Origin of the sequence: Pseudomonas sp. GM25 (assembly GCF_000282255.1) — a bacterium.
Lineage (GTDB): Bacteria > Pseudomonadota > Gammaproteobacteria > Pseudomonadales > Pseudomonadaceae > Aquipseudomonas > Aquipseudomonas aphyarum.
In genome coordinates this window covers 1-18,610 of record NZ_AKJQ01000050.1, presented here as the reverse complement: position 1 = coordinate 18,610, position 18,610 = coordinate 1, and the positions used below count along the sequence as shown (strand labels likewise).

Here is an 18,610-nt window from a genome sequence, read left to right as displayed (position 1 = left end):
TATTATTGATTCGGCTCATTTGCCCAGCTCGGCGCCGTTCGCAGTAGTGACCCGAACGCCACCCTGCCCGCTCAGGATCAGATTGCCGTTGCCGGCGGCGGTGACCGACGACAGCGAGATGCGATCCGGACGGTTGAACACGCTGAAGGATTCGCCGTTGTCACTGCTGCTGACCACCGAGCCGCCGTTGCCGACGATGACGATGGAGCCGTCCGCAAGCAGCGTGGCGCCGGACAGGCCGAACTCCAGCGAGCCGCGCGCGGCTTTCAGTTCGACTTGCTCCCAGGTGCTGCCGAAATCGGTGGAGCGGTAAAGGTTGCCGCGCAGACCGTAAGCCAGCAGGGTTTGCGGTTGCGCCGTGCCGATCACGCCGAACAGCGAACCTTCGTACGGGCCTTCGAGTTTTTCCCAGGTCTGGCCCCAGTCGGCGGAGCGGAACATGCTGCCCGACTCGCCGACGATGAACAGGCCGGCGTCTTTTACCGAAGCGATGGCATTGAGGTGGAACTGGTCTTCGTTGTCGAGGCGATCGCTGACGTCTTCCCAGTGTTTGCCGCCGTCGGTGGTTTCCAGAAGCGCGCCGTAGGCACCCACGGCCAGGCCGCTGTTGACGTCCTTGAACCAGACGTCGAGCAGCGGCGATTCGCGTTTGAGGTCTTCGAATTGTTTGGTCCAGGTCAGGCCGCCGTCTTCGCTGGCGAGGATCTGCGCGTCGTGGCCGACGGCCCAGCCGTGCTTGTCATCGACGAAATACACGGCAGTCAGCAACTGGCGGCTCGGCACTTTGGCCTGGGTCCAGGTCTTGCCCTGGTCGTCGGAATAGAGAATGTGCCCGCGATCCCCGACCGCCACCAGCCGGGTTCCGGCGTGAACGACATCGAGCATCAGGCTTTTCGAGGCCTTGGCCGATTCGGTGGAATAGACCACGTCGGCGGGCGCTTCGGCGGCGAGAACCGGCGCCGACAATGTGGCAAAGCCCAGCAGAGAGAGTGCTGTGGCCAGCAACGCGGTGTTGCGTAACGCCGGCGGGCGGCAACGACTCATAGACCTTCCCCTGTTTATTATTGTTGGTCATGGACCTTAAAGGGCGCCGCAAGGGTGCTCACGGTGACTGCCTGGTCACAAGCATAGTCCTGAAACCCGCCATCCAGAGCCCCTTCGGAAGCTGGCTCATCCTATCGGGCATTCGAAACGTCTGACAATCGGCGCAACGTTATCTTTTGTTAACCGAAAGGGACTACAGCGGCAGCTGAATGCGCGGGCATTCGTCCGACTGATGGCAGGGATTCTTGCGAGGGGGACTTGCACGATCGGTATTATGGTATACCATCAGACGCACAGACACTCTTTATCCCCTACGGAGCAGCTCATGAGTTTCGAAATTCGCAAGATCGTCAGCTATGTCGAAGAGACCTTCATCGAAGGCGGCAAGGCGTCCGACACCCCGGTGACCATGGTCGGCCTGGCCGTCGTGATGAAGAACCCGTGGGTCGGCAACGGCTTTGTCGAAGACCTCAAGCCGCAGATCCGCGCCAATTGCTCCGACCTCGGCGCGATGATGGTCGAGCGTCTGGTGGGCATCATCGGCGGTGCCGAGAAGATCGAGGCTTACGGCAAAGCCGCGGTGGTCGGCGCCGATGGCGAAATCGAGCACGCGTCGGCGGTGATCCACACCCTGCGCTTCGGCAATCACTACCGCGAAGCGGTCAAGGCCAAGAGTTACCTGAGCTTCACCAACAAGCGCGGCGGTCCGGGCACTTCGATTCAGATTCCGATGATGCACAAGGACGACGAAGGCCTGCGCTCGCACTACATCACGCTGGAAATGCAGATCGAAGACGCCCCGCGCGCCGACGAAATCGTCGTGGTGCTCGGTTGCGCCGACGGTGGTCGCCTGCATCCGCGCATCGGCAATCGTTACATCGATCTGGAAGAACTGGCCGCCGAAAAAGCCCAGTGATCACAATAAAAAAAGGCATTGCAGGAGCGCTCCATGATTCGGCTCATCGCTGAACTCACCCCGGCCGGCACCAGTTATCTGGCGACCGGCCAAGGCCAACCCGTGGTGTTGATCCACGGCGTGGGCCTGAACAAAGAAATGTGGGGCGGCCAGATTGTTGGCCTGGCCACGCAATACCGGGTGATCGCCTACGACATGCTCGGCCATGGCGCCAGCCCGCGACCGGCCAGCGGCACCGCCCTGCTCGGTTATGCCGATCAGTTGCTGGAGCTGCTCGACCACCTGCAATTGCCCGAGGCGTCGGTGATCGGCTTTTCCATGGGCGGTCTGGTGGCGCGGGCGTTTGCCCTGCATTACCCGGACCGCCTGAAAAGCCTGGTGGTGCTCAACAGCGTGTTCAACCGCAGCGAAGAGCAGCGCGCCGGCGTCATCGCCCGCACCGCGCAAGCAGCCGAGCACGGGCCGGACGCGAATGCCGAAGCGGCGCTGTCGCGCTGGTTCAGCCGCGAATATCAGGCGGCCAACCCGGCGCAGATCGCCGCTATCCGCCAGACCCTCGCCGGCAATGATCCGCAGGGTTACCTGACCACCTACGAACTGTTCGCCACTCAGGACATGTACCGCGCCGACGACCTGGGCAGCATCCAGGCGCCGACGCTGATCGCCACCGGCGAGCTCGACCCCGGATCGACCCCGGAAATGGCCGAGCAACTGGCCGCGCGCATTCCCGGCGCGAAGGTTGCCGTGCTGCCCGAGCAACGGCATATGATGCCGGTAGAGTCGCCACGGCTGGTGAACCAGACGCTCCTGGAATTTCTCGACACCGCACACGCCCGACAAAACCATATAAAGGGGATCGTTGCATGACGCTCGCACGCTTCCAGATGTGCATCGGCGGAGAATGGGTCGACGCCCTCTCCGGCAAGACTTTCGAAAGCCTCAACCCGGCGCTGGCCGAACCCTGGGCCGATCTGCCCGACGCTGACGAAGCCGACGTCGAGCGCGCCGTGCAAGCCGCACAAACCGCTTTCGACAGCCCAGCGTGGCGCGGTTTGACCGCCACCGCGCGCGGCAAACTGCTGCGTCGTCTCGGTGACCTGATCGCTGAAAACAAGGAACAACTGGCGCAGCTGGAAAGCCGCGACAACGGCAAGCTGATCCGTGAAACCCGGGGTCAGGTCGGTTATCTGCCGGAGTTCTTCCACTACACCGCCGGCCTCGCCGACAAGCTCGAAGGCGGCACCCTGCCGCTGGATAAACCCGATCTGTTCGCCTACACCGTGCACGAAGCCATGGGCGTGGTCGCCGCGATCATTCCGTGGAACAGCCCGCTTTACCTGACTGCGATCAAACTGGCACCAGCCCTTGCTGCCGGCAACACCATCGTGATCAAACCCTCCGAGCACGCCTCGGCGACCATTCTGGAACTGGCGCGCCTGGCCCTCGAAGCCGGGATTCCGCCGGGCGTGGTCAACGTCGTCACCGGTTACGGCCCGAGCACCGGCGCCGCCCTCACCCGTCATCCGCTGATCCGCAAGATCGCCTTCACCGGCGGCGCGGCCACGGCCCGGCATGTGGTGCGCAGCAGCGCCGAGAACTTCGCCAAGCTGTCGCTGGAACTGGGCGGCAAGTCGCCGAACATCATCTTCGCCGACGCCGATCTCGATAGCGCGATCAACGGCGCCATCGCCGGGATCTACGCGGCATCCGGGCAGAGTTGCGTATCCGGTTCGCGACTGCTGGTGCAGGATGAAATCTACGACGAATTCGTCAGCCGTTTGGTGGAGCGCGCCCAGCGCATCCGCATCGGCAACCCGCAGGACGACAGCAGCGAAATGGGCCCGATGGCCACCGCGCAGCAACTGGCGGTGGTTGAAGGTCTGGTGGCTGATGCCATCGCTGAAGGCGCGCGTCTGCGTCTGGGCGGCAAGCGGCCGAGCGGCGTCGGTGACGGCTGGTTCTACGAGCCGACGCTGTTCGAATGCGACCGCAATTCGATGAAGATCATGCAGGAAGAAGTGTTCGGCCCGGTGGCTTCGGTGATCCGCTTCAAGGATGAAGCCGAAGCGCTGGCGATTGCCAACGACTCGCAGTTCGGCCTCGCCGCCGGCATCTGGACCCGCGACCTGGGCCGCGCCCATCGTCTGGCCCGGGACGTGCGTTCGGGGATCATCTGGGTCAACACCTACCGCGCGGTGTCGGCAATGGCACCGATCGGTGGCTTCAAGAACAGTGGCTATGGACGCGAAAGCGGCATCGATTCGGTGCTGGCCTACACCGAACTGAAAACGGTGTGGATCAACCTCTCCCAGGCATCGATGCCTGATCCGTTTGTGATGCGTTAGGAGTCCTGCGACATGATCGAACCCGGCATTTACAAAGACGTCATGAGCTCGTTTCCGTCCGGGGTCACGGTGGTCACCACCCTCGACCCGGATGGCGGCATCGTCGGCATCACCGCCAGCGCCTTCAGTGCGCTGTCGATTGACCCGGCGCTGGTGCTGTTCTGCCCCAACTACGCCTCCGACACCTACCCGGTGCTGCGCGACAGCAAGAAGTTCGCGATCCATTTGCTGTCCGCCGACCAGACCGCCGAGGCCTACGCCTTCGCCGGTAAAGGCAAGGACAAGGCCAACGGCATCGAGTGGCATTTGAGCGAACTCGGTAACCCGATCCTCGCCAAAGCCACGGCGATCATCGAGTGCGAACTGTGGCGTGAATACGACGGTGGCGACCACGCGATCATCGTTGGCGCGGTGAAGAACCTGATCCTGCCGGAGCAACCGGTGACGCCGATGATTTATCACAAGGGCAAGCTCGGCGCGTTGCCGACACTGGGTTGAGCGGAGGAACACATGAGCAACGAAAAGTATGAGCAAGGCCTGAAGATCCGCACGCAGGTGCTGGGCGAAGCCTATGTGCAGCGCTCGATCGAGAACGCCGACGACTTCACCCGCCCGTTGCAGGAAATGGTCACCGAATACTGCTGGGGCCATGTTTGGGGACGCGAGGGTCTGTCGCTCAAGGAGCGCAGCATGATCAACCTGGCGATGATCTCGGCGCTCAACCGCCCGCACGAACTGAAACTGCATGTGCGCGGCGCCTTGCGTAACGGCCTGAGTCGTGAGCAAATACGCGAAATTCTGCTTCAGGTCGGTATTTATTGCGGCGTCCCGGCAGCCGTGGACAGTTTCCGGCTCGCCCGTGAAGCCTTCGCCGAAGCCGACGCCGAGGCCTCCAGTTAACCCCTCGGCTGTTTTGATGCCCGTCTGGCATGGACAGCCACCTTAAAGAGCGGACCCCATGAAACGCCTGCCACTCGACGACAGCTTCAAGGTCAATCGCAACCCCGTCACCCTGCGCGAGATCGTGCTGGATAAACTGCGAAGCGCCATCATGAACTTCCAGCTGCTGCCGGGCGATCGCCTGGTGGAACGCGATCTGTGCGATCGCCTGGGCGTGAGCCGTACGTCGGTGCGTGAAGCCTTGCGTCACCTGGAATCCGAAGGCCTGGTGGAGTTCGCCGACGCCAAGGGCCCACGTGTCGCCATCATCACCCTCGCCGATGCGGTCGACATTTATGAGCTGCGTTGCGTGCTCGAAGGCCTGATCGTTCAGCTGTTCACCCTGCGCGCCAAGGCCAAGGACATCAAGGCCCTGGAAAAAGCCCTCGACGAGAACCGCAAGGCGCTCAAGGACGGCGAGCTGCAGCAGGTGATCGACTCGGTGCAGGGTTTCTACGACGTGCTGCTCGAAGGCTCGGGCAACCATGTCGCGGCCACTCAGCTGCGTCAGTTGCAAGCGCGCATCAGCTACCTGCGCGCGACGTCGGTGTCCCAGGAAAACCGTCGCGGCGCCAGTAATCACGAGATGGAAAAAATGGTCGAGGCGATCAAGAGCGGGGATCCGCTGGCGGCGCATCAGGCGTGCGTCGATCACGTGCGCGCTGCGGCTGCCGTGGCCCTCGATTATCTGAAGCGCAAACAGGAAGAGACCGGCACCGATCTCAAAAGCACTCCACCGATCACCCTGCCCATCGCGCTGAAAGAACCGCGCATAGGTCACTGACATGTTCAGCCCGAGCTTTTGCCCGAAATGCGGTGGCGCTGACCTCGGTCAGCAGGTACCACCGGGCGATACGCACGAGCGCCTGATGTGCCGCGGTTGCGGCTACATCCACTATGTAAACCCGAAGATCATCGCCGGCTGCATCATCGAGCAGGACGGCAAATACCTCTTGTGCCAACGGGCCATTCCCCCGCGCCCCGGCACCTGGACCCTGCCCGCCGGTTTCATGGAAAGCGGCGAAACCACCGAACAGGCCGCCCTGCGCGAAGTCTGGGAAGAAAGCGGCGTACGCGCGGAAATCGTCTCGCCTTACTCGATCTTCAGCGTGCCGAAGATCAGCGAGGTCTACATCATCTTCCGCGCACTCGCGCTGGAGATTACCGGCCAGTACGGCCCGGAAACCCTCGCCTGCAAATTCTTCGCCCCCGAAGACATCCCTTGGGAGCAGATCTACTACCCGGCGATCCGGCAGATCCTCGAACGCTACATCGAGGAACGCCAGGCCGGTGTGTATGGCATGTACATGGGCAATGACGACAGCGGCAAGATTCATTTCATGCGTTGATCGCCCTGCCCGCGCCGCTTACGGCGCCATCCCTTCCACAATAATGATCTCCGCCCTCGCCCACTCCTCGCGATAGCTTTTCGCTTCCTGATACGCCGCCGAGCGATAGCACGCCACCGCCTGCTCGTAGCTGTCGAACTCAATCACCACGCTGCGCTGCGGCGTCGCCCGACCTTCCATCGCTTCGCTGCGCCCGCCTCTGGCTAAAAACTTCGCGCCGAACTCGGCGAACGCTTTCGGCGCGCGTTGGGTGTATTGGCTGTAGTGATCGGAATCGGTGATGTCCACGTGAGCAATCCAGTACGCCTTCATAGTGACCTCTTGGTTGATTTTGTATTATGGTATACCACGAATTTCATTCACATCGAGAGTCCAGCATGGCCTTCAACAGCATCGAAGAAATCATCGAAGATTATCGCCTCGGCAAAATGGTGTTGCTGGTCGATGACGAGGACCGGGAAAACGAAGGCGACCTGCTACTGGCCGCCGACCGTTGCACACCCGAGGCGATCAGTTTCATGGCCCGTGAGGCTCGGGGGCTGATTTGTTTGACCCTGACCGACGATCATTGCCAGCGCCTGGGGCTGGAGCAAATGGTGCCGAGCAATGGCAGCGTATTCAGCACCGCGTTCACGGTTTCCATCGAAGCAGCGGTCGGCGTGACCACCGGCATTTCTGCTGCCGACCGCGCTTGCACGGTGGCCGCGGCGGTGGCGCCCAATGCTCGCGCTGAAGACCTGGTGCAGCCCGGCCATATCTTTCCGCTGCGCGCCAAGGAAGGTGGCGTGCTGACCCGCGCCGGCCACACCGAAGCCGGTTGTGATCTGGCGCGGCTGGCGGGGTTCACGCCCGCTTCGGTGATCGTCGAAGTGATGAACGACGACGGCACCATGGCCCGTCGTCCGGATCTGGAAGTCTTCGCCCGCAAGCACGGGATCAAGATCGGCACCATCGCCGACCTGATCCACTATCGCCTGAGCACCGAACACACCATCGAGCGCATCGGCGAGCGGGAGTTGCCGACGGTGCATGGCACGTTCCGTTTGATTACTTTCGAAGATCGCATCGAGGGCGGCGTGCACATGGCGATGGTCATGGGCGAAATGCGCCGTGAGGAACCGACGCTGGTGCGCGTGCATGTAATCGATCCGCTGCGGGATCTGGTCGGCGCCGAGTACAGCGGGCCGACGAACTGGACGTTGTGGGCGGCGCTGCAACGGGTCGCTGCCGAAGGGCATGGCGTTGTGGTGGTACTGGCCAATCATGAGTCTTCCCAGGCGCTGCTGGAGCGCATTCCGCAACTGACTCAACCGCCTCGGCAGTTCAGTCGCTCGCAATCGCGGATCTATTCGGAGGTGGGAACCGGGGCGCAGATTCTGCAGAACCTGGGCGTCGGCAAGCTGCGCCACCTGGGGCCGCCGCTGAAATATGCCGGTTTGACTGGCTACGATCTTGAGGTGGTCGAGAGCATTCCGTTCACCGAGTAAAGCAGCCCTCACCCCAGCCCTCCCGAAACGTCGGACCGCCCGGAGGGAGAGGGCGCCGACCGAGTTGTTTTACCGCTATGCATCGACCTGAAACTCCAGGTCGAACTCTAGTTTTGAACAGCATGGAGATTGGCTCCCTTTCCCCCTCTCCCACTGGGAGAGGGCTGGGGTGAGGGGCTGGATCTAGAATCCACTGAAATTCTCAAACCAGACACCCACAAAAACCACATTCGCCAGATAGCCGGTACGGCAAAGTGCTTGCACAAAGTTTGGAATACCATAATATGATATTCCATAGACCGGACGACCTTAAAACCGTCCAGCTACTGCTCCCGACAGGCGGGCAACAACGCAAGCCCGCTCAAAAACACAACAATGAGGGCGTAAAAATGGTGTTGAACAAAGCTGCAACCGCGATCTTTTTCGCGGGACTGCTGAGCGTGACCGGTCAGGCCGCGGTGGCCGCCGAGAGTGTGAACTTTGTCAGCTGGGGCGGTAGCACCCAGGATGCGCAGAAACAGGCCTGGGCCGATCCGTTCAGCAAGGCCAGCGGCATCACCGTCGTGCAGGACGGCCCGACCGACTACGGCAAACTCAAGGCCATGGTCGAAAGCGGCAACGTGCAATGGGACGTGGTCGATGTCGAAGCCGACTTCGCCCTGCGCGCCGCTGCCGAAGGCCTGCTCGAACCCCTCGATTTCAAACAGATCCAGCGCGACAAGATCGACCCGCGTTTCGTCAGCGACCACGGCGTCGGCTCGTTCTTCTTCTCCTTCGTCCTCGGCTACAACGAGGGCAAGCTCGGCGCCAACAAGCCGCAGGACTGGAGCGCGCTGTTCGACACCAAGACCTTCCCCGGCAAACGCGCCCTCTATAAATGGCCGAGCCCCGGCGTACTTGAACTGGCCCTGCTCGCCGATGGCGTAGCGGCCGACAAGCTCTACCCGCTGGACCTGGATCGCGCCTTCAAGAAACTCGACACCATCAAGAAAGACATCGTCTGGTGGGGCGGCGGCGCGCAGTCGCAGCAACTGCTGGCCTCCGGTGAAGCGAGCATGGGCCAGTTCTGGAACGGCCGGATCCACGCTCTGCAGGAAGACGGCGCCCCGGTCGGCGTGAGCTGGAAACAGAACCTGGTCATGGCCGACATTCTGGTGGTGCCAAAGGGCGCGAAAAACAAGGAGGCGGCGATGAAGTTCCTGGCCAGTGCCAGCAGTGCCAAAGGCCAGGCCGACTTCTCCAACCTGACCGCCTACGCCCCGGTCAACGTCGACAGCGTGGCGCGTCTGGACTCGACGCTGGCCCCGAACCTGCCGACTGCCTACGCTAAGGATCAGATCACTCTTGATTTCGCGTACTGGGCCAAGAACGGTCCGGCCATCGCGACACGGTGGAACGAATGGCTGGTCAAATGAAAATGGCGGCCACCGCGTCCCGTCCCTCCACTGCCACCGGGAGCGCCGCGAGCGCTGCCGGCCCGGCGTCAGGCAAGGCGAGTGCAATGGCGCAAGCCCCGTCCCTCAAGCAACGCTGGCGCGGCGCCGGCAATCTCGCGCCGGCGCTGCTGTTCCTCGGTCTGTTCTTCCTCGCCCCGTTGATTGGCTTGTTGCTGCGCGGCGTGCTGGAGCCGGTGCCGGGCCTTGGCAACTATGAACAACTGTTCGCCAACTCGGCCTACGCCCGGGTGCTGTTCAACACCTTTTCGGTGGCCGGACTGGTGACGGTGTTCAGCCTGCTTTTGGGCTTCCCGCTGGCCTGGGCAATCACTCTGGTGCCACGGGGCTGGGGCCGCTGGATCCTCAACATCGTGCTGTTGTCGATGTGGACCAGCCTCCTCGCCCGCACCTATTCCTGGCTGGTGCTGTTGCAGGCCTCGGGCGTCATCAATAAAGCCTTGATGGCCATGGGCATCATCGATCAGCCGCTGGAAATGGTGCACAACCTGACCGGCGTGGTGATCGGCATGAGCTACATCATGATCCCGTTCATCGTGCTGCCGTTGCAGGCGACCATGCAGGCCATCGACCCGATGATCCTGCAGGCCGGTTCGATCTGTGGCGCAAGTCCCTGGACCAACTTCTTCCGGGTGTTCCTGCCGCTGTGCCGGCCGGGTCTGGCGTCCGGCGGGCTGATGGTGTTCGTGATGTCGCTGGGTTACTACGTCACCCCGGCGCTGCTGGGCGGGGCGCAGAACATGATGCTGCCGGAATTCATCATTCAGCAGGTGCAGTCGTTCCTCAACTGGGGCCTGGCCAGCGCCGGCGCCGCGTTGCTGATCGTCATCACGCTGGTGCTGTTCTACGTCTACCTGAAGCTGCAACCGGAATCCCCGGTCGGCGCCAGTAACGCGAGGTAAGCCGACATGCTCCTGACGCCCAATGCCATGAGTCGCCGGATGCGCTTCGGCCTGTATTTCACCACCGGGCTGATCGGCCTGTTCCTGCTGTTGCCGATCGTGTTCATCGTTCTGCTGTCGTTCGGTTCGTCCCAGTGGCTGGTGTTCCCGCCACCGGGCTGGACGCTGAAATGGTACGTGCAGTTTTTCTCCAACGCCGACTGGATGAGCGCAGCACTGGCCAGCCTCAAGGTCGCGGTGCTGACCACGATCTGCGCCGTCGCCCTCGGTTTGCCGACGGCCTTTGCGCTGGTGCGCGGACGCTTCCCCGGCCGGGAAATGCTCTACGGTCTGTTCACCCTGCCGATGATCGTCCCACTGGTGATCATCGCGGTGGCGGTGTACGCGCTGTTCCTCAAGCTCGGCTACACCGGGACGATGTTCGCCTTCGTCGTCAGCCATGTGATCGTCGCGCTGCCGTTCACCATCATCTCGATCATCAACTCGCTGAAGCTGTTCGATCAGTCGATTGAAGACGCAGCGGTGATCTGCGGGGCATCACGCCTGCAAGCGGTGTTCAAGGTGACCTTTCCGGCGATTCGCCCGGGGATGGTGGCCGGCGCCCTCTTCGCCTTCCTGGTTTCGTGGGACGAAGTGGTGCTCAGCGTTATGATGGCCAGCCCGACCCTGCAAACCCTTCCCGTGAAAATGTGGACCACCCTGCGCCAGGACCTGACGCCCGTGATCGCCGTCGCTTCGACGCTGCTGATCGGCTTGTCGGTATTGGTCATGGTGATCGCCGCCGCCCTGCGCCGGCGCAACGAAATCAGCGCCTGAGCGCCCAGGAGTACGACATGAGTGCCGTGATCAAAGACGCATCCCAGCAGAACGACAAACCCCTGGTCAGCCTGCGCAACCTGAACAAGCACTACGGCGATTTCGCCGCCGTGGACAACATCTCGCTGGACATCAAGGACGGCGAATTCCTGACCTTCCTCGGCTCCAGCGGCTCGGGCAAAAGCACCACGCTGTCGATGCTCGCCGGCTTCGAAACCCCGAGCAGCGGCGAGATCCTGGTCAACGGCCAGTCGCTGGTGAACGTGCCGCCGCACAAGCGCGACATCGGCATGGTGTTCCAGCGTTATTCGCTGTTCCCGCATCTGTCGGTACGCGACAACATCGCGTTCCCGCTGGCGATCCGCAAACTCGCTGCGGCTGAACGTGACAAGCGCGTCGATGCGATGCTGAAACTGGTGCAGCTGGAGCAATTCGCCCATCGCCGCCCTTCGCAACTGTCTGGCGGCCAGCAGCAACGGGTCGCCATCGCACGGGCGCTGGTTTACGAACCGCGCATTCTGCTGATGGACGAACCGCTCGGTGCGCTGGACAAGAAGCTTCGCGAAGACCTGCAAGATGAATTGCGCCAGCTGCACCGTCGCCTCGGCATCACCATCGTCTACGTGACCCACGACCAGGAAGAAGCCATGCGCCTGTCCCAGCGCATCGCGATTTTCAGTCACGGCAAGATTGTCGGGCTCGGCAGCGGTTATGACCTGTATCAGAATCCGCCGAATGCGTTTGTGGCGTCGTTTCTGGGTAACTCGAACTTTCTCAAGCTCAAGGCGCAGGGTAATGCGGCGGCGAGTTTTGAGGGGGAGTCGCTGTCGATCCGTCTCACCGCTGGCTTGCAGACCGGGCAGGATGTGCTTCTGATGGTGCGGCCGGAAAAGGCGTTGGCGTTGAGTGTGCAGCAGGCGGCGAGTGAGCCGTTGGCAGCGGGCTGGAACGAGGTTTCGGCGAAGGTGGTTGAGGTGCTGTTTCTGGGTGAGAGTCAGACTTGCAGTGTGGTGACTTCGGGCGGGACTTCGATGACGGTGAAAGCGTTGTCGGCGGCGGGGATGCCGTTGAAGGCTGGGGATCCGGTTCGGGTGCGTTGGGCGACGGCGGATGCATGCGTCTATACCGAGTGGGCCGAGAGCGATCTGAATAAAGCTGCCGGCGCGCACTGATTCAATAAAGACTTGCGTGTCACTTCTGACCACCGCAACGTCGGGTTGCGGTGGCCATTTTTTCAGACGATGGCCTTAAAGCCCTCAATCTCATCCGGCCAGGCCGTCAACACCTCAAACCCATCCTCCGTCACCGCCACCATGTGCTCCCACTGCGCCGACAACGATTGATCCTTGGTCACAACCGTCCAGCCATCCGCCAGACTCTTCACATGCCGCTTGCCGGCATTGAGCATCGGTTCGATGGTAAAGATCATCCCCGCCTTCAGCTTCAGCCCCTGCTCCGGATAACCGTAATGCAGCACTTGCGGTTCATCGTGATAAACCTTGCCGATCCCGTGCCCGCAATACTCGCGCACCACGCTGAAACCTTCCTTCTCCGCCAACGTCTGGATCGCATGCCCGATGTCACCCAACGTGGCGCCCGGCCGAACGACGCGGATCCCCGCGCACATGGCGTCGTAAGTGGTCTTGATCAGGTGCCGCGCCTCGGGCGTCGGCTCGCCGACCACGTACATGCGGCTGGTATCGCCGAACCAGCCGTCCTTGATCACCGCGATGTCGAGATTGACGATGTCGCCGTCCTTCAGTACGCGCTTCGAAGGAATGCCGTGGCAGACCACTTCATTGACCGACGCGCAAACAGTTTTCGGGAAGCCGTGGTAACCGACGTTGGCCGGTATCGCCTTCTGCACGTTGACGATGTAGTCGTTGCACAACTGGTCGAGCTGATCGGTGGTGACGCCAGCCTTGACGTGCGGTACCAGCATCGCCAGCACCTCGGCGGCCAGTCTGCCGGCCTCGCGGGATTGGGCGATTTCAGCCTGGGTGTTGATCTTGATCGGGTTTCTCATGCCTTGGCCGCCTCTTTGACCGAGGCGTTCTGCGCGGCATCCGCCAGTACGCAGACTTGCTGCAGATCCAGACCGCCCGACTGCTCGGCGCGAATCAGCAACCGGCAAATGGCGTGGTGATCCAGGTCGGGATACAGCTCGGCGAGCATGCCGATGCGCATCCAGTGTTCGGCCTGCGCGTTGATCGAGCGGCTGAGTGCGTTGCTGGAGATGCGCAGATTCTCGTGCATGTCCTCTGAAATCTTTACGATGCCCATGGCAATATCCGATACGAAGTGTATATGGATCGTATATTAATCGTGCGTCGTCCGGGATTGCAAATGTTGCGCGCCCGTTAAATCGCGGGCAAAAAAAAGCTGCCCGGAAGGCAGCCGAATCATGAAAAGCACGCGATGTATTGGGGGCAAGTATGGGCAGCCGATAATGACAGTGTCATGACAGCGATGAATTCACTGAACCGCCCCGCCCGCGTCATCAGGTTGTCATCGAACCCACGGCAGAATCCTCGCAAACCGTCCCGCGCCTCCCGACGGATGATTTGCAAGGATTCCCATGAAAGAAGACACCTCGCTGTTTGCCGCCATCGACCTCGGTTCCAATGCCTTTCGCATGATGATTGGCCAGTCGGTGCGCAGCAGAAAGGGCTTCATGATTCAGGAGGTCAAAACCTTGCGCGAGCCGGTGCGGCTGGCCGAAGGCTTCGACGGCCGGGCACTGGATGAAATGGCGCTGGATCGAGGCTGGCAGGCGCTGGCGCGGTTCGGCAAGAAGCTGCGCGGTTTTGAGCCCGGTCGCGTGCGCGCGGTAGCCACCAGCGCGGTGCGCGAGGCGGACAATGCGCAGCTGTTTCTGGCCAGCGCGGAACGGCATCTGGGGTTTCGCATCGATGTGATTTCCGGGCATGAAGAAGCGCGTCTGGTCTATGCCGGTGTGGCCCATACCCTGCCGGTCGCCGATGACATGCGCCTGGTGGTCGACATTGGCGGCGGCTCCACCGAACTGATTCTCGGCCAGGGCGCGCAACCGCTGCTGACCGAAAGCATCGCCCTCGGCAGCGGCACCTTGAGCACCCGTTACTTTCGCAACGGCGAGATTTCCCCCGGCGCCCTGCAAGAAGCCGAACGGGTAGCCATTCTGCAATTCGAAAAGGTCGCCCGCCGTTATCGCGCTCAAGGCTGGCAGCAGACCATCGGCTCTTCAGGCACCGCGCGGATGCTCGCCAAAGTGCTCAAGGCCAATCGCCTGAACGATCATGGCGAGAGCGGCATCACCTACGGCGGCCTGCTGCGGCTGTCGTTGCGCCTGCTGGAAGTCAGCAATGTTCAACAGCTGAAACTGGCCGGCCTGCAACCCCATCGCCAGAGCATCCTGCCCGGCGGCCTGGTGGTCATGCTGGCAGCATTCAAAGTGTTCGGCATCTCGCAAATGGTGCCGTCCGAACCCGGCTTGCGACTGGGTGTGCTGCACGGTCTGATGAGCAACCACTGAGCGGTTTTCGCTGCAGGATTTTCACTGCCGGATCAAGCGCTTCGTGGCGCCGAAGACGCCCTTTCAATACTCGATGACGCCTGCGTATAAACCCCTGCAAATCACTTCCTTCCCCTCTCCGATTTCGTTCTATCGTTAGATCGAAATGGCTGTATTTCCGGCCGTTTAAAGGTTGCGGCAGCTCAGGTCAGAGCCTATGTTGCACGCGAGCTTTTTCCCCGCGAATGGAACGCGATCAACACCACAAAGAGGTGAAGAGATGTCAAAGGATTCACGCCCTGCCGTACTTGGGCTGATCGGCAATACGCCGCTGGTACAAGTCACCCGCTTCGATACCGGTCCCTGCACCCTGTTTCTCAAACTCGAATCACAGAACCCCGGCGGTTCGATCAAGGACCGCATCGGTCTGGCCATGATCGACGCCGCTGAGCGCGATGGTCGTCTGCAACCGGGCGGCACGATCGTCGAGGCCACCGCCGGCAACACCGGTCTGGGCCTGGCCCTGGTCGGCCGCGCCAAGGGCTACCGCGTCGTGCTGGTGGTGCCGGACAAAATGTCCACCGAAAAAGTCCTGCACCTCAAGGCCATGGGCGCCGAAGTGCACATCACCCGCTCCGATGTTGGCAAGGGCCATCCCGAGTATTACCAGGATGTCGCCGCTCGTCTGGCCAAGGACATCCCCGGCGCGTTCTTCGCCGACCAGTTCAACAACCCCGCCAACCCGCTGGCCCACGAGTGCAGCACCGGGCCGGAAATCTGGGCCCAGACCGAGCATGACCTCGACGCGATCGTGGTCGGCGTCGGTTCAGCCGGCACGCTGACCGGTCTGACCCGTTTCTTCAAACGCGTACAACCGGATCTGGAAATGGTCCTGGCCGATCCGGTCGGTTCGGTGATGGCTGAATACAGCCGCAGCAAGCACTTGGGCACCGCCGGTTCCTGGGCGGTGGAAGGCATAGGCGAGGATTTCATTCCGTCGATCACCGACCTGTCGAGCGTGCGCAGCGCCTACTCGATCAGCGACGAAGAAAGCTTCGATCACGCGCGCCAGCTGCTGAAAGCCGAAGGCATTCTGGGTGGCTCGTCCACCGGCACCCTGCTCGCCGCCGCCCTGCGTTACTGCCGCGAACAGACCGAGCCGAAACGCGTGGTCAGCTTCGTCTGCGACACCGGTACTCGCTACCTGTCGAAGGTCTATAACGACCAGTGGATGACCGATCAGGGCCTGCTGCAGCGCAAACGCTACGGCGACCTGCGCGACCTGATTGCCCGACGCTTCGAAGACGGCAAAGTCGTCAGCGTCGGCCCGGACGATACGCTGATGACCGCCTTCCAGCGCATGCGCCTGGCAGACGTTTCGCAATTGCCGGTGCTGGTGGATGGCAAGCAACTGGTCGGTGTGATCGACGAGTCGGACATCCTCGTGCGTGTGCACGAAGACGCCTCGCTCTTCAGCAAACCCGTTTCCAGCGCGATGACGGACAAGTTGCAAACCCTCGCCCCCGGCGCCACGCTGGCTGAACTGGAAGCCGTGCTCAGCAGCGGCCTGGTGGCCATCATCGCCGACGCTTCAGGCTTCCACGGCCTGATCACCCGCGTCGACATGCTCAATCAATTACGGAGATCCCTGGCATGAGCCAGCACGACAAGAACGCCCGTCAACAGGGCTTCGCCACCCGCGTGATCCACGCCGGGCAAACGCCGGACCCAACCACCGGCGCGCTGATGCCGCCGATCTACGCCAACTCCACGTATCTGCAAGACAGCCCTGGCGTGCACAAGGGTTTCGATTACGGCCGCTCGCACAACCCGACGCGTTTTGCCCTGGAGCGTTGCGTGGCGGATCTGGAGGGCGGCACCCAGGCGTTCGCCTTCGCGTCCGGGCTGGCGACGATTTCCACCGTGCTCGAACTGCTCGACGCCGGCTCGCACATCGTGTCCGGCAATGACCTGTACGGTGGCACGTTCCGTCTGTTCGACAAAGTGCGCCAGCGCAGTGCCGGGCATCGTTTCAGCTTCGTCGATCTGGCGGATCTGTCGGCATTCGAAGCGTCGTTGCAGGACGACACGCGCATGGTGATTGTGGAGAGCCCGACCAACCCGCTGCTGGGTCTGTCCGACCTCGCCGCCATCGCGCGCATCTGCAAGGCGCGCGGGATCCTCTGCGTGGCCGACAACACCTTCGCCAGCCCGTGGATCCAGCGTCCGCTGGAACTGGGTTTCGACATCGTGCTGCACTCGACCACCAAATACCTGAACGGTCACTCCGACGTGATCGGCGGGATCGCGGTGGTTGGCGACAATCCTGCGTTGGCCGAACGTCTGGGCTTTCTGCAGAACGCCGTCGGCGCCATCTCCGGCCCGTTCGACGCGTTCCTCACCTTGCGCGGCGTGAAGACTTTGGCGCTGCGTATGGAGCGTCATTGCAGCAACGCGCTGGAGCTGGCGCGCTGGCTGGAACAGCAGCCGCAGGTCAAACGCGTCTACTACCCAGGCCTGGAATCCCATCCGCAGCACGAACTGGCCAAGCGTCAGATGCGTGGTTTCGGCGGGATGATTTCCCTTGATCTGAACAGTGATCTGGCGGGCGCTCGTCGCTTCCTGGAGAACGTGCAGATCTTCGCTCTGGCCGAAAGCCTCGGCGGTGTGGAAAGTCTGATCGAGCACCCGGCGATCATGACTCACGCGACCATTCCGGCGGAAACCCGTGCCAAGCTCGGCATCGGTGACAGCCTGGTGCGTCTGTCGGTGGGTGTCGAGGACATCGAAGACCTGCGTGCGGATCTGGCGCAGGCGTTGGCCAGTATCTAAGGCCCGAGAACGTCAAAGCCCGCACGAGGCGGGCTTTGGTGTTTGAGTAGGCGGCCAGTGCTGGTCTCTGGCTTACAAGGTTTATCAGGCTTCTCACAGTACCGGACCAAATTGAAAGAGGTACGGTCTCGGCTGCTTCACACGGCATAAGGGCTGGATCTCAGCGCGGAGATCTTTCTAACCGTGTACCCTTCGGAACGCGCCCCACGTCCCCTTGCTATCCGCTTGCGCATCAGTCTGCGTCTTCGCCTACATTCTTGAGCCTAGCAAACGCGCGACATTGCGCTACGCGGTTTTTAGATTGATTGTTTTCTAGCGCACGCTTGCAAGGAAGCGAACCGACTATCGCCTTCACGGCCCTCCAGCCTGCCTCTCGCCAAGGGCGAACTATACTTTTCAGTTCGCTGTCCAGATTTCCTGTAAACCGTCGACACCCGTGCACCCCTCCGGTGCCCCCGTGCCATTCACCAATCTGGTTGACCCCGGGCCGACGAGCCTTCCGTCAATGAACGAATGACGGGTAACGCTCGGTTGCTGTTTGGCTGATGGGGCGTGGAGAAAATCATGAAGCACACGCTTTGGCCGGGCCTCGTCCTGGCAGTTGCGGCAACGGTGGCAATGCCCAGTGTCTGGGCTGCGAAGGCGCAGGCATTGGCGTCGGATGGGGCGGATCATGTGGGTGCGGGGGCGGTTGCTTCTGATGGTGCGGATCATGTTGGTGCTGGCGCTGTCGCCTCTGATGGCGCGGATCATGTCGGTGCTGGCGCAGTTGCCTCTGATGGTTCAGATCATGTCGGCGCTGGGGCTGTTGCCTCTGACGGCGCGGATCATGTTGGCGCCGGTGCAGTCGCATCTGACGGCGCGGATCACGTCGGTGCTGGGTCTGTTGCCTCCGACGGTGCCGATCATGTTGGCGCTGGAGCAGTTGCTTCTGATGGCGCGGATCACGTCGGTGCTGGGGCTGTTGCCTCTGACGGCGCGGATCACGTAGGTGCAGGGGCTGTTGCCTCCGACGGCTCCGACCACGTTGGCG

20 protein-coding genes are annotated in these 18,610 nt (G+C 62.0%); 16 read left to right on the top strand and 4 right to left on the bottom strand.

The genetic code is table 11. The annotated features are described in order from the left end of the window. Nucleotides 1-15 precede the first annotated feature (15 nt). Nucleotides 16-1,044: a WD40/YVTN/BNR-like repeat-containing protein gene (locus PMI24_RS20930; protein WP_007957413.1), complete on the bottom strand. Its 1,029-nt coding sequence runs from the start codon at nucleotides 1,042-1,044 to the stop codon at nucleotides 16-18. A 325-nt stretch (nucleotides 1,045-1,369) separates the two neighbouring features. Here PMI24_RS20930 and PMI24_RS20925 point away from each other — a divergent pair, with 325 nt between their 5' ends. The 7 genes from PMI24_RS20925 to PMI24_RS20895 are packed head-to-tail and all read left to right on the top strand — an operon-like array spanning nucleotide 1,370 to nucleotide 6,593. After that, entirely contained in the window at nucleotides 1,370-1,960 is a 591-nt protein-coding gene (locus PMI24_RS20925) for an amino acid synthesis family protein (protein WP_007957412.1), read from the top strand. A gap of 33 nt (nucleotides 1,961-1,993) precedes the next feature. Then, nucleotides 1,994-2,827: an alpha/beta fold hydrolase gene (locus PMI24_RS20920; protein ID WP_007957410.1), complete on the top strand. Its 834-nt coding sequence runs from the start codon at nucleotides 1,994-1,996 to the stop codon at nucleotides 2,825-2,827. Beyond that, entirely contained in the window at nucleotides 2,824-4,305 is a 1,482-nt protein-coding gene (locus PMI24_RS20915; protein ID WP_007957408.1) for an aldehyde dehydrogenase, read from the top strand. Before PMI24_RS20920 ends, PMI24_RS20915 begins: the two co-directional genes overlap by 4 nt. Nucleotides 4,306-4,317: 12 nt before the next feature. Continuing rightward, nucleotides 4,318-4,803: a flavin reductase family protein gene (locus PMI24_RS20910; protein ID WP_007957406.1), complete on the top strand. Its 486-nt coding sequence runs from the start codon at nucleotides 4,318-4,320 to the stop codon at nucleotides 4,801-4,803. 12 nt (nucleotides 4,804-4,815) lie between these two features. After that, on the top strand, nucleotides 4,816-5,205 hold the full coding sequence (locus PMI24_RS20905) for a carboxymuconolactone decarboxylase family protein (RefSeq protein WP_007957404.1): 390 nt from the start codon (nucleotides 4,816-4,818) through the stop codon (nucleotides 5,203-5,205). A 58-nt stretch (nucleotides 5,206-5,263) separates the two neighbouring features. Next, nucleotides 5,264-6,028 (top strand): GntR family transcriptional regulator, encoded by a 765-nt coding sequence (locus PMI24_RS20900; protein ID WP_007957403.1) that lies wholly within the window; start codon nucleotides 5,264-5,266, stop codon nucleotides 6,026-6,028. Between the two features lies 1 nt (nucleotide 6,029). Then, nucleotides 6,030-6,593 carry an NUDIX hydrolase gene (locus PMI24_RS20895; protein ID WP_007957402.1) on the top strand — a complete coding sequence of 188 codons (564 nt, stop codon included), beginning with the start codon at nucleotides 6,030-6,032 and terminating at the stop codon, nucleotides 6,591-6,593. An 18-nt stretch (nucleotides 6,594-6,611) separates the two neighbouring features. Here the strand turns inward: PMI24_RS20895 and PMI24_RS20890 are convergent, their stop codons facing one another. After that, nucleotides 6,612-6,905, bottom strand: coding sequence for a DUF1330 domain-containing protein (locus tag PMI24_RS20890; RefSeq protein WP_007957401.1), 294 nt, complete (start codon nucleotides 6,903-6,905; stop codon nucleotides 6,612-6,614). 65 nt (nucleotides 6,906-6,970) lie between these two features. On the opposite strand from PMI24_RS20890, the gene ribBA reads away from it, so the two are divergent. The 5 genes from ribBA (at nucleotide 6,971) to PMI24_RS20865 (ending at nucleotide 12,424) form a co-directional block, all read left to right on the top strand. Continuing rightward, complete coding sequence (ribBA, locus tag PMI24_RS20885; RefSeq protein ID WP_007957400.1) at nucleotides 6,971-8,080, top strand: bifunctional 3,4-dihydroxy-2-butanone-4-phosphate synthase/GTP cyclohydrolase II; 1,110 nt, start codon at nucleotides 6,971-6,973, stop codon at nucleotides 8,078-8,080. Between the two features lie 389 nt (nucleotides 8,081-8,469). Continuing rightward, entirely contained in the window at nucleotides 8,470-9,495 is a 1,026-nt protein-coding gene (locus PMI24_RS20880; RefSeq protein WP_007957399.1) for an ABC transporter substrate-binding protein, read from the top strand. Continuing rightward, nucleotides 9,492-10,436: an ABC transporter permease gene (locus tag PMI24_RS20875; protein ID WP_007957398.1), complete on the top strand. Its 945-nt coding sequence runs from the start codon at nucleotides 9,492-9,494 to the stop codon at nucleotides 10,434-10,436. The genes PMI24_RS20880 and PMI24_RS20875 overlap by 4 nt, the downstream gene beginning before the upstream one ends. A gap of 6 nt (nucleotides 10,437-10,442) precedes the next feature. Continuing rightward, nucleotides 10,443-11,252 (top strand): ABC transporter permease, encoded by an 810-nt coding sequence (locus PMI24_RS20870; RefSeq protein ID WP_007957396.1) that lies wholly within the window; start codon nucleotides 10,443-10,445, stop codon nucleotides 11,250-11,252. 17 nt (nucleotides 11,253-11,269) lie between these two features. Then, complete coding sequence (locus PMI24_RS20865; protein WP_007957395.1) at nucleotides 11,270-12,424, top strand: ABC transporter ATP-binding protein; 1,155 nt, start codon at nucleotides 11,270-11,272, stop codon at nucleotides 12,422-12,424. 62 nt (nucleotides 12,425-12,486) lie between these two features. On the opposite strand, the gene map is transcribed toward PMI24_RS20865, so the two are convergent. Together map and PMI24_RS20855 are read right to left on the bottom strand one after the other, a co-directional pair. Next, nucleotides 12,487-13,278 (bottom strand): type I methionyl aminopeptidase, encoded by a 792-nt coding sequence (gene map, locus PMI24_RS20860; RefSeq protein ID WP_007957394.1) that lies wholly within the window; start codon nucleotides 13,276-13,278, stop codon nucleotides 12,487-12,489. Further along, entirely contained in the window at nucleotides 13,275-13,535 is a 261-nt protein-coding gene (locus tag PMI24_RS20855) for a ParD-like family protein (protein ID WP_007957393.1), read from the bottom strand. Before PMI24_RS20855 ends, map begins: the two co-directional genes overlap by 4 nt. A 295-nt stretch (nucleotides 13,536-13,830) precedes the next feature. Between PMI24_RS20855 and PMI24_RS20850 the strand changes: the two genes are divergently transcribed. The 4 genes from PMI24_RS20850 (at nucleotide 13,831) to PMI24_RS29255 (ending at nucleotide 18,568) form a co-directional block, all read left to right on the top strand. Then, nucleotides 13,831-14,766, top strand: a complete 936-nt coding sequence (locus PMI24_RS20850; RefSeq protein ID WP_007957392.1) for a Ppx/GppA family phosphatase — start codon at nucleotides 13,831-13,833, stop codon at nucleotides 14,764-14,766. 259 nt (nucleotides 14,767-15,025) lie between these two features. Continuing rightward, a complete protein-coding gene (locus tag PMI24_RS20845; RefSeq protein WP_007957391.1) occupies nucleotides 15,026-16,402 on the top strand; it encodes a pyridoxal-phosphate dependent enzyme in 1,377 nt (458 codons plus the stop codon). After that, a complete protein-coding gene (locus PMI24_RS20840) occupies nucleotides 16,399-17,577 on the top strand; it encodes a cystathionine gamma-synthase (protein WP_007957389.1) in 1,179 nt (392 codons plus the stop codon). The genes PMI24_RS20845 and PMI24_RS20840 overlap by 4 nt, the downstream gene beginning before the upstream one ends. A 712-nt stretch (nucleotides 17,578-18,289) precedes the next feature. Further along, complete coding sequence (locus PMI24_RS29255) at nucleotides 18,290-18,568, top strand: hypothetical protein (protein WP_157222955.1); 279 nt, start codon at nucleotides 18,290-18,292, stop codon at nucleotides 18,566-18,568. Nucleotides 18,569-18,610: the final 42 nt, after the last annotated feature.

Bases quoted from the DNA above. Each gene is read 5' to 3' on its own strand.
- PMI24_RS29255 (WP_157222955.1), top strand. From the start codon at position 18,290: ATGTTGGTGCTGGCGCTGTCGCCTCTGATGGCGCGGATCATGTCGGTG.
- PMI24_RS20895 (WP_007957402.1), top strand. From the start codon at position 6,030: ATGTTCAGCCCGAGCTTTTGCCCGAAATGCGGTGGCGCTGACCTCGGT.
- PMI24_RS20855 (WP_007957393.1), bottom strand. From the start codon at position 13,535: ATGGGCATCGTAAAGATTTCAGAGGACATGCACGAGAATCTGCGCATC.
- PMI24_RS20905 (WP_007957404.1), top strand. From the start codon at position 4,816: ATGAGCAACGAAAAGTATGAGCAAGGCCTGAAGATCCGCACGCAGGTG.
- PMI24_RS20920 (WP_007957410.1), top strand. From the start codon at position 1,994: ATGATTCGGCTCATCGCTGAACTCACCCCGGCCGGCACCAGTTATCTG.
- map (WP_007957394.1), bottom strand. From the start codon at position 13,278: ATGAGAAACCCGATCAAGATCAACACCCAGGCTGAAATCGCCCAATCC.
- PMI24_RS20930 (WP_007957413.1), bottom strand. From the start codon at position 1,044: ATGAGTCGTTGCCGCCCGCCGGCGTTACGCAACACCGCGTTGCTGGCC.
- PMI24_RS20925 (WP_007957412.1), top strand. From the start codon at position 1,370: ATGAGTTTCGAAATTCGCAAGATCGTCAGCTATGTCGAAGAGACCTTC.
- ribBA (WP_007957400.1), top strand. From the start codon at position 6,971: ATGGCCTTCAACAGCATCGAAGAAATCATCGAAGATTATCGCCTCGGC.
- PMI24_RS20875 (WP_007957398.1), top strand. From the start codon at position 9,492: ATGAAAATGGCGGCCACCGCGTCCCGTCCCTCCACTGCCACCGGGAGC.
- PMI24_RS20890 (WP_007957401.1), bottom strand. From the start codon at position 6,905: ATGAAGGCGTACTGGATTGCTCACGTGGACATCACCGATTCCGATCAC.
- PMI24_RS20880 (WP_007957399.1), top strand. From the start codon at position 8,470: ATGGTGTTGAACAAAGCTGCAACCGCGATCTTTTTCGCGGGACTGCTG.
- PMI24_RS20845 (WP_007957391.1), top strand. From the start codon at position 15,026: ATGTCAAAGGATTCACGCCCTGCCGTACTTGGGCTGATCGGCAATACG.
- PMI24_RS20850 (WP_007957392.1), top strand. From the start codon at position 13,831: ATGAAAGAAGACACCTCGCTGTTTGCCGCCATCGACCTCGGTTCCAAT.
- PMI24_RS20840 (WP_007957389.1), top strand. From the start codon at position 16,399: ATGAGCCAGCACGACAAGAACGCCCGTCAACAGGGCTTCGCCACCCGC.
- PMI24_RS20865 (WP_007957395.1), top strand. From the start codon at position 11,270: ATGAGTGCCGTGATCAAAGACGCATCCCAGCAGAACGACAAACCCCTG.
- PMI24_RS20910 (WP_007957406.1), top strand. From the start codon at position 4,318: ATGATCGAACCCGGCATTTACAAAGACGTCATGAGCTCGTTTCCGTCC.
- PMI24_RS20870 (WP_007957396.1), top strand. From the start codon at position 10,443: ATGCTCCTGACGCCCAATGCCATGAGTCGCCGGATGCGCTTCGGCCTG.
- PMI24_RS20900 (WP_007957403.1), top strand. From the start codon at position 5,264: ATGAAACGCCTGCCACTCGACGACAGCTTCAAGGTCAATCGCAACCCC.
- PMI24_RS20915 (WP_007957408.1), top strand. From the start codon at position 2,824: ATGACGCTCGCACGCTTCCAGATGTGCATCGGCGGAGAATGGGTCGAC.